An 8574-nucleotide genomic window follows, 5' to 3' on the forward strand; every position below is an offset into this window, starting at 1 on the left:
GGCACCGTCAATTTCGTCTACGGGATTCCCGCCTTCTCTGTGTCGGTGGCTGCTGCCCTCGACGGGGTGCCGGTGGCAGGTGCGGTTGTGGACGCCGCCCATGGCCATGTCTTCGGCGCCTGTGTCGGCGGCCCCGCGACAGTCGCTCCCGTTGATTTGAGGAGCGAGGAGGCAGTTGTCGGTGATCGCAAGAACATCAGCCGGCAGGATGCACGGAAGGACGTAGCACAGGCGCTCGTGGCGACCGGTTTTTCCTACGACGCCGAGCGCCGCCAGCGACAGGCACGCGTGTTGGGCACCGTCTTGCCACACGTACGAGATATCCGCCGCCTGGGTTCCGCCGCGCTCGACCTCTGCATGGTGGCCAGCGGTCAGGTGGACGGCTACTACGAGCACGGGCTCAACGCCTGGGACTTCGCGGCCGGCGCGCTGATTGCTGCAAGGGCGGGCGCAACCGTGCTCACCCCCACGATGAACTACACGGCGGACAGCGGGCTGCCCATCATCGCCGGCGTGCCGGGGGTGCAGGAAGAACTCGAAAAAATGCTGCTTAGCCAGGGTGCAGGGGGTAGCATCGAGCAACTTTCTTTGCGATGACTATGAGGGAGGTGACAAGTGTGCACCTCATGGCCTAATATCCGCGTTCAGCACACATGAGGCACCCTCGACTAGGGGCCGAATGGCTGCCGTGAAGAAAGGGCTTGTGGCCCGCGATGCGGCAGGTGGCGGGGAGCCCGCCCAAGAACTGATGAGCATCATCCGAGGAGTGTGGGAGGACAACGATGGCCACGGACTACGATGCACCGCGACGAAGCGCCGAGGAAGAGCTGGAGACCGATTCTCTGGAAGGCTTGAAGGCCGCTGAGAAGGCGGAGCCAGCTATCTCGGACACCGACGATGGCGAAATCGTGGAACCCTTCGAACTGCCGATGGAGGAAGTCTCCGGCGAGGAACTGTCCACCACGGTCACGCCAAAGCAGAACGACGAGTTCACCTGCTCCGAGTGCTTCCTCGTGCAGCACCGCAGCCGTATCGGTGAGAAGCTCAGCGATACCGAGTTCATCTGCATCGACTGCGCTTAAGGCATAAAAGACCCGGCCTGTGGGTGTAACACCGTGCAGACCGGGAGCGCGGAGGCGCTGGGAACCCTAGTAAATGGGCCTTCCCAGCGCCTCCAGCAGTTCCTGGGGGTTCTTGCTGGAGACCAGCCAGTAGGGGGTGGGGTCCAACGGATCGTCAAGCACGAGCATCGCCATCGTCGGAATCCAGCCCTTGTGAATGACGAAAGCGCCAGGGTCAAGCTGGCGACCCAACGCAGCTTGCTTCGCGGTGGGCGGGATGACCAGCGTGCGGTCGACCACGGAGGCCGGCAGCTGGGCATCGCCCGCGCGGATAATCCTGCCACCCCGGGAGTCTTCCACGACCTCGACCTTCGTCCGAGAAAGCGCGATGAGCCCCCAGGCAGCGAGGGCGGCTGCGAACACCCCGGCCACGATCGACCACCACCAGTCGCGCCCCATTTGAGCTTGCCAAGCGATGATAGCGACCACACCGGTGGCGGCAAGCCACCAGGACAGCGGAACGCGCTGGGTCTCGCTGTACAGCACCCGCGTGCCCGCCGCCTCGTCGGTCTTCGCCGGTGGGGTCGATGCTCCGTTCACAGCGTCCATGACTCGCAGAGTGCTCCTCGTCTACATGTGGATCTTTACCCGGGCCCGGCCTCGCAGGCGGTGAGGCGCCATACTGAGCCGTTATTGGGTGGCAATTACCGGCCACCATCTTACCCACACACCATCAGGTGTTCCGAAGCCGCCGTGGCTCCCACCGAGGGGAGACTTTCCTGCAGCGGGCCAATAACGAGATGGGAATGACCTTGTAGAGTGGAGCCTCATGAGCAGCCCGTTGGAAATTTTTCAGATTGATCCATCTCTCCCGCTACCGAACCGGGCACACCCCGACGATGCGGGCATCGATCTTTACTCCGCCGAGGACATTACCTTGAACCCCGGGCAGCGCAGCCTGGTGGGGACGGGAATTGCGATGGCGGTGCCGGTCGGCAAGGTTGGGCTGGTTCACCCGCGCAGCGGACTGGCGGTGAAGAAGGGATTGTCGATCGTTAATGCGCCCGGCACCATCGATGCGGGATATCGGGGGGAGGTCAAGGTCAACCTGATCAACCTTGACCCGCAAGAAAGAATCAGCATCAGCCGGGGTGAACGCATCGCTCAGCTGCTCATTCAGGAGGTCAGCCTCTGCGACGTCGTGGCTGTGGACAGCATTGAGCAACTCGGGGAGACCGCCCGCGGAGGTGGTGGCCACGGCTCCACCGGCACGAGTTGATGCGGGGTCGGGCAGCCGGTCCCGGTAGCCGATTAAGTTTAATTTCCAGCTTTTAAACTCCCACGGTGGCGCTAGCCAGCGTCGCGTTGGCAAGTGAGGAAGGACAGTAGTTTAAAATGTGGCCATTTTCTAAGAAGAAAAACGAACCAAGCGGTGCGGAACCAAGCGCAACTCAGAGCCAGGCCGAGCCGGAGGTCTCTGATGCGGCGGAAAACGCCGTAGCCGGACCGGGAGACGCTGACCAACCGGTCCAGGGTGAGGATTTTGGGCCCTTCGACGGGGACACGCTGGACTATCGTGAATACAATTTCAGCGATTTCGCCAAGGGCGGACTCGACCTGGGATCCATGATGATCCCGGTTCCACACGAGGCCGAGGTACAGGTGGAGATGGGCGATGATGGCCCGCAAATGCTCCACATCCTCACCCCATTCGGCCGGGTCACCCCGGTGGCCTTCGCCGCCCCAACCACCGGCGAACTCTGGGATAACACGGTGCCGACGCTCATCGAGGGCATGGCAGCCGACGGCCTGGAGACAACCACCGAGGAGGGGCCCTGGGGCGCGGAGATCGTTGCAGAGTCCGGTGAGGGCACACTACGAGTTATTGGGGCGACCGGCCCGCGATGGATGCTGCGCATGACGCTCGCCGGCCCACAGGAGTCCGCTGAGCAGATGGCGGCGCTGGGCCGCGAGATCATTGCCCGCACCTTCGTTGTTCGCGGCACGGACCCAATCCCCGCCGGCGATCCGTTGCCGGTTCAGCTGCCGCAGGCCATGGTTGAGGAGCTGGCGCGACACCTGCAGGAGCAGCAGAATGCCCCGGCACAGCAGCAGGATCCCAACGAGGACGGAAATGACTAGCCCGGAGACCATCACTCTGGATCTGGATCAACCCGGCCACCGAGGCGTTGTCATTGGACAACACGACGGACAGATCGTATTTGTTCGTGGCGGGTTGCCCGGGGAGAAGGGGGTCGAGGTTGCGCTGGACCCAGCTAAAAAAAGCGGCAAGCAAAGGTTCCGCACTGGTCAAGCGCTAGCTATTGACCAGCCGAGCCCGCACCGGGCGGCTGGGCAATGCGACGCTGCTGAGGCCGGAGCTGGTTGCTGCGACCTCGACTTCGTTGATGCCCACGGCTCACTGGAATTTAAGCAGGCGGTGGTCATTGACCAGTTCCGCCGCCTAGCCAAGTTCGAGCTGCCGCAAGAATTCCTCGATGCTCATGTTCGCGCGACGAGCCTGTGGCCTTTTACCCACTACCGCCACCGCGTACGACTCGGCGTCGACGCGGACGGGCAGGCTGGTCTGCGGAAGCCGAAGAGCAACGAGATCGTCCCGCTGGCTGAGGTGGAGTGCTCCCAATGGCTGCCCGGGATGACCGAGGGCGTCGCCGGGCTTAATCCCAGCCCACACAGCGAGGTCGTGGTGGGTGTCGGTCGAGACGGTAAGCGCTCCGTCGTGGAGCTCAAGAAGACCCGCCGGGGGCGGAAACGCCGTGTTCTCGACGGCGATGGCGAGGTGCTGCATTCGCACTTCGGCGTGAGCTGGAAGGTGCCGGTGGACGCGTTCTGGCAGTCTCACATCCAAGCCAGCGCCTATTACGCCCGCTGGGTCGCCGACCGGCTGAACGGAGAGCTGCACACCGTGTGGGATCTCTACGGTGGCTGCGGCGCTCTGTCCGCGGGCCTGCTGGGCTCCGCGCGCAATGTTGAGATTGTGGACGTCGCGAGCAGTGCAACTCGTGCTGGACAGGAAGCCTTCGCTGCAGCCCGGGAAGCCGACTCAGAAGGGACGGACACGGCCGTGCGGTTCCGCAGCAGCGACGTCGGCGCGTGGCTGGAGAACCTCGAAGAGGTCGCGGACCTGGACGCCGTCGTTCTCGACCCGCCGCGGACGGGGGCGGGGGCCGCCGTCATCCAGAATATCGCGCAGCACCGCCCACCGCGGGTGATTCACATCGGCTGCGACCCCGCCACGGCAGCCCGCGACGCGGGCCTGTGGCGAGACGCGGGTTATGAGTTGCGCGAGATGGAGATTGTCGACGCTTTCGGGTTGACCCATCACGTCGAGACACTGATGTACTTCGAGGCGGCGGGCGAATAACGCTGAAACCGGTGTCCCCACTAAGATGGGGCCAGCGAATTCAATGTGGGATGGAGAGAAACTGAGTTCAATGGGAATCCTTGAAAATATTTCCTCACCAGCGGATCTGAAGATGCTCGATGAGGGCAAGCTGGATCAGCTGGCGCAGGAGATTCGGGAATTTTTGATTGAAAAAGTTTCCGCGACCGGCGGACACTTGGGTCCGAACCTCGGTGTCGTCGAGCTGACGATGGCGCTGCACCGTGTCTTCGACTCGCCGTCCGACCCCCTGATCTTCGACACGGGACACCAGGCGTACGTGCACAAGATCCTCACGGGGCGCCGCGATCTCTTCGACACGCTGCGACAGAAGGACGGCCTGTCGGGCTACCCTGACCGCGCGGAAAGCCCGCATGACTGGACCGAGTCTTCCCACGCCTCGGCATCCCTTTCTTACGCCGACGGGCTGGCCAAGGCCTTCGAGCTCAGCGGCCAGTCTCACCGTCACGTCGCGGCTGTCGTTGGTGATGGGGCACTCACAGGTGGCATGTGCTGGGAGGCGCTGAACAATATCGCCACCGGCAAGAAGCGCTCGATCGTCATCGTCGTCAACGACAATGGGCGTTCCTACTCGCCGACCATCGGTGGGCTGGCAGAAAACCTTGCCGCGCTGCGCCTGCAGCCCGCCTACGACAAGGTCATGGAGTCCGGGAAAAACACCCTCGGCCGCATGGGCTGGGTTGGGGACCGTGCATTCCAGCTGATTTCCGGCCTCAAGGAAGCGGTCAAGCACTCTATCCTCCCGCAGGAAATGTTCTCCGACCTGGGGCTGAAGTACATTGGCCCGGTTGATGGCCACGATATCGGCCAGGTGGAGAACGCGCTGCGTTACGCGAAGGACTACGGTGGCCCCGTCATCGTCCATACGATCACCCACAAGGGCAAGGGCTTCGACCCGGCGGAGAACGACGAAGCTGATCAGATGCACGCCACGGGCGTGATCGACCCAGTCACCGGTGTGCCGAAGGAAGCCTCGAAGCCTGGCTGGACCCAGGTGTTCTCCTCCCACCTCATCGAGCGGGCGGGGGAGAGGGATGACGTCGTGGCGATCACCGCCGCGATGGCCGGCCCCACGGGACTCGCTGAGTTCGGTGAGGTTTTTCCGCAGCGCACCTTCGATGTCGGCATCGCAGAACAGCATGCCGTCACCTCCGCGGCTGGCCTTGCCTTGGGCGGCTTGCACCCGGTTGTTGCGGTGTATTCGACCTTCCTCAACCGTGCCTTCGACCAGGTGCTGATGGATGTCGGTCTGCTGGGGCTGGGCGTGACCTTTGTGCTGGATCGCGCTGGCATTACCGGCCCGGATGGTGCCAGCCACAACGGTATGTGGGACATGTCTATCACCGGAATTGTGCCGGGGATTCATGTCGCTGCCCCTCGCGACGGAGCGCAACTGCGCGTGGCGCTGGACCGGTGCCTCGGTGTTGACGACGCCCCCACCGTCGTGCGCTTCCCGAAGGGCAGCGTTCCGGCAGACATTCCTGCCCTTCGGCAGGAGGAGGGCTACGACGTCCTGTTCGACCACCGCACGACAGATGGGGACGGTGCGAAGAAGCTGCTGGTGATTAACTACGGCGCGCTCGTGGGGCAGTCCCGGGCGGCAGCTGAGGCGGCCAAGGCGAAGGGCTGGGAGTCTGCGGTCGTGGATCCACACTGGGTCTACCCGGTCTCCGAGGAACTCGTCGAGCTCGCCAGCGATGCCGACCTCGTGGTGACGGTCGAGGATAACGGTATCCACGGCGGGGCTGGTTCTGCGCTGCAGGCGGCGTTGAGCGCCGCGGAGGTGGATACACCGGTGCGTCTGCTCGCGGTGCCGCAGGAGTACCTGGCGCACGCATCGCGGGGAGAAGTGCTCGAGGAAGTGGCCCTCGATGTGGCATCCGTGGAGGAGCGCGTGACGGGATGGCTCGACTGCTTCTAGTGGCTTTTACCCCCTGTTCACCCGGCAATGGGGGTAATTAGAAACAAGAATGTTGCCTAACTCCGCGAAGGGCTCAATTTAGGCTTGCCTATCTTCACTCTCTTTGACAGTATCGAGGGGGACTTAGGGCAAGCTAACCTTGCTTGTTCGGTCAACCTTCGGAATAATACCGGCCGTGTCTCCCCGAAGAGGCGGACCGGGACGAACTAGGAAGAGCACAAGATTGAAGATCTCCCACGCACTCGTTGCAGCAGCTGCCGGATTCTCCCTGATCCTCACGGGCTGCGCAGCCGAGGACAACTCCGCCGAGAATAACTCCGCGTCCAGCCAGCAGAATAACGCGGATCGGACCTATGCCCTCGAAGCTGAGAACGGTACCGTCGAGCTGGAGTCCGAGCCGACGCGCATCGTCGTCCTCGACTACGCTTCCCTCGATACCCTGGCTGCGCTGGGAGAGAAGGACCGCGTCGTGTCCACCGCCAGGGCTGCCACCATGCCGAAGGCTGCAGAGGGGATCGAGGCTAACGCTGGTTCTCTGAAGGAGCCGGACATGGAGGCCATCGCCGCAGCGGATCCGGATCTGATCATCATCGGCGGGCGTCAGGCAAAGATGCTCAAGGAGTTCGAGAAGATCGCCCCGACCGCGAACATGACGATTAACTACGATCACTACACGATCGAGAGCAATCTGGAGCGTGTCGAGGCTCTGGGCAAGCTCTTCGGCAAGGAAGCCGAAGCTAAGGAGAAGGCCGACGAGATCCGCGAGCGCGTGAAGAAGATCTCCGACTCCGTTCCGGCCGATAAGAAGGAGGCCGCCGTCTTGATGACCAGTGGCGGGGAGATCAGCCTCTACGGTGCGGAATCCCGCTTCGGCCTGGTCTTCAACGATCTCGGCTTCACCCCGGCAGGCAATACCGACAGCGATAGCTCTCACGGCGAGAACGCTTCCTTCGAGCTGCTGAAGAAGATCAACCCGAAGACCATCTTCGTGATCGACCGCGACGCAGCGATCGGCCAGGAAGGCCACTCCGCGAAGGCCACCCTCGACAACGAGCTGGTCAAGCAGACGGATGCGGCCAAGGAAGACCGGATCTACATGCTGAGCGGTGCTGACTGGTACCTCAACGGTGGCGGCATCGACGGCCTGAACACCATGCTCGACGATATCGAGCAGGCACTCTAATAAAACAATGACCGCGCCACGGGCACCCGGGGCGCGGTTCAATCACGTAACAAGCGAGCGAGACGGTAGTAGGAGAGTAGCGAGCAAGATGGGTACCAACGGTTCCGTGAGCACCCTGACGAGGCAAGCAGGAGTCCCCTTGTCGCGTGCCCCGCAGACCTCGTACCGGGATCAGGTCGATGCTCAGGACGCCGCAATCGACACTGCTGCAGGAGGCCATCCCGCGGCAACGGACGAATCCGCAGACCAGCAAACAACACCTCGTTCGCGCGGTCCCGTCTACGCCATGATCCTCGTGGGCGTTCTCGTGCTGCTCTCGCTGCTCAGCCTGATGCTGGGGGCTGCGGACGCGGACTCCTCCGTGGTCGCTGTCTCCCGTATTCCGCGCACCCTGGCCGCCTTGCTGGCTGGTTCTGCGTTGGCCATGGGCGGGCTGATCATGCAGCTGCTGGCCCGCAACCGCTTCGTTGAGGCCTCTACCGTCGGCTCCACGGAGTCCGCGATGGCTGGTTTGTTGGTCGTCGCGCTCCTGCTTCCCGGTGCCCCGATGTGGGCGAAGCTCGGGATGGCCAGTCTTACCGCGCTCATCGGCACGATTGGTTTCCTGGTCATCGTGTCCCGAATCAAGGTGCGAACCGGCTTCACGGTTCCGCTGGTGGGCATCATCTACGGTGGCATCATTGGTGCCGCCACCACGTTCTTCGCATACTCCTTCGACCTGCTGCAGAGCCTCGGCGCATGGCAGCTCGGATCCTTCGCAGGCGTGCTCCGTGGCCGCTATGAGCTCCTTTGGCTCGTCGCACTGCTTGCCCTCGCTGCCTACGTTCTCGCTGACCGGTTGACTCTGCTCGGCCTGGGCCACGACCTGGCTAAGGGAGTGGGCGTCCGCGTCAAGCTTGTCGAGTACTCCGCCATCGTCATCGTGGCTATCATCGCGGCCGTCACAGTCACCGTCGTGGGTGCGATTCCGTTCATCGGGCTGATC

At 63.1% G+C, this 8574-nt stretch carries 9 protein-coding genes; 8 read left to right on the forward strand and 1 reads right to left on the reverse strand.

Translation table 11 applies throughout. The annotated features are described in order from the left end of the window. Nucleotides 1-597, forward strand: a 597-nt coding sequence (locus Q1V78_RS07400) for an inositol monophosphatase family protein (RefSeq protein WP_300613186.1), incomplete at its 5' end; no start/stop codon positions are given. 185 nt (nucleotides 598-782) lie between these two features. Beyond that, entirely contained in the window at nucleotides 783-1082 is a 300-nt protein-coding gene (locus Q1V78_RS07405; protein WP_300613188.1) for a DUF4193 domain-containing protein, read from the forward strand. Nucleotides 1083-1148: 66 nt separating this feature from the next. Here Q1V78_RS07405 and Q1V78_RS07410 read toward each other — a convergent pair whose 3' ends face one another. Then, nucleotides 1149-1670 (reverse strand): DUF3093 domain-containing protein, encoded by a 522-nt coding sequence (locus tag Q1V78_RS07410; protein ID WP_300613190.1) that lies wholly within the window; start codon nucleotides 1668-1670, stop codon nucleotides 1149-1151. 220 nt (nucleotides 1671-1890) lie between these two features. Here Q1V78_RS07410 and dut point away from each other — a divergent pair, with 220 nt between their 5' ends. From dut to Q1V78_RS07440, 6 genes are all read left to right on the forward strand, one after another. After that, entirely contained in the window at nucleotides 1891-2340 is a 450-nt protein-coding gene (dut, locus tag Q1V78_RS07415; RefSeq protein ID WP_300613192.1) for a dUTP diphosphatase, read from the forward strand. Between the two features lie 116 nt (nucleotides 2341-2456). Next, on the forward strand, nucleotides 2457-3203 hold the full coding sequence (locus Q1V78_RS07420) for a DUF3710 domain-containing protein (protein WP_300613194.1): 747 nt from the start codon (nucleotides 2457-2459) through the stop codon (nucleotides 3201-3203). Further along, entirely contained in the window at nucleotides 3196-4446 is a 1251-nt protein-coding gene (locus tag Q1V78_RS07425) for a class I SAM-dependent RNA methyltransferase (protein ID WP_300613196.1), read from the forward strand. The genes Q1V78_RS07420 and Q1V78_RS07425 overlap by 8 nt, the downstream gene beginning before the upstream one ends. Before the next feature lie 70 nt (nucleotides 4447-4516). Beyond that, the gene (gene dxs / locus Q1V78_RS07430; RefSeq protein ID WP_300613198.1) at nucleotides 4517-6406 is read left to right on the forward strand and encodes a 1-deoxy-D-xylulose-5-phosphate synthase; all 1890 of its coding nucleotides are present in this window, start codon (nucleotides 4517-4519) and stop codon (nucleotides 6404-6406) included. A 223-nt stretch (nucleotides 6407-6629) separates the two neighbouring features. Then, entirely contained in the window at nucleotides 6630-7589 is a 960-nt protein-coding gene (locus Q1V78_RS07435; RefSeq protein WP_300613200.1) for a siderophore ABC transporter substrate-binding protein, read from the forward strand. An 88-nt stretch (nucleotides 7590-7677) separates the two neighbouring features. Continuing rightward, a partial coding sequence (locus Q1V78_RS07440; RefSeq protein WP_300613202.1) for an iron chelate uptake ABC transporter family permease subunit occupies nucleotides 7678-8574 on the forward strand: 897 nt, incomplete at its 3' end.

Origin of the sequence: Corynebacterium sp. (assembly GCF_030152825.1) — a bacterium.
In the GTDB taxonomy this organism is placed as follows: domain Bacteria; phylum Actinomycetota; class Actinomycetes; order Mycobacteriales; family Mycobacteriaceae; genus Corynebacterium.

What these genes read in the sequence shown, in the direction of transcription:
- dut (WP_300613192.1), top strand. Translation starts at nt 1,891, where the DNA reads ATGAGCAGCCCGTTGGAAATTTTTCAGATTGATCCATCTCTCCCGCTA.
- Q1V78_RS07425 (WP_300613196.1), top strand. Translation starts at nt 3,196, where the DNA reads ATGACTAGCCCGGAGACCATCACTCTGGATCTGGATCAACCCGGCCAC.
- Q1V78_RS07410 (WP_300613190.1), bottom strand. Translation starts at nt 1,670, where the DNA reads ATGGACGCTGTGAACGGAGCATCGACCCCACCGGCGAAGACCGACGAG.
- dxs (WP_300613198.1), top strand. Translation starts at nt 4,517, where the DNA reads ATGGGAATCCTTGAAAATATTTCCTCACCAGCGGATCTGAAGATGCTC.
- Q1V78_RS07405 (WP_300613188.1), top strand. Translation starts at nt 783, where the DNA reads ATGGCCACGGACTACGATGCACCGCGACGAAGCGCCGAGGAAGAGCTG.
- Q1V78_RS07420 (WP_300613194.1), top strand. Translation starts at nt 2,457, where the DNA reads ATGTGGCCATTTTCTAAGAAGAAAAACGAACCAAGCGGTGCGGAACCA.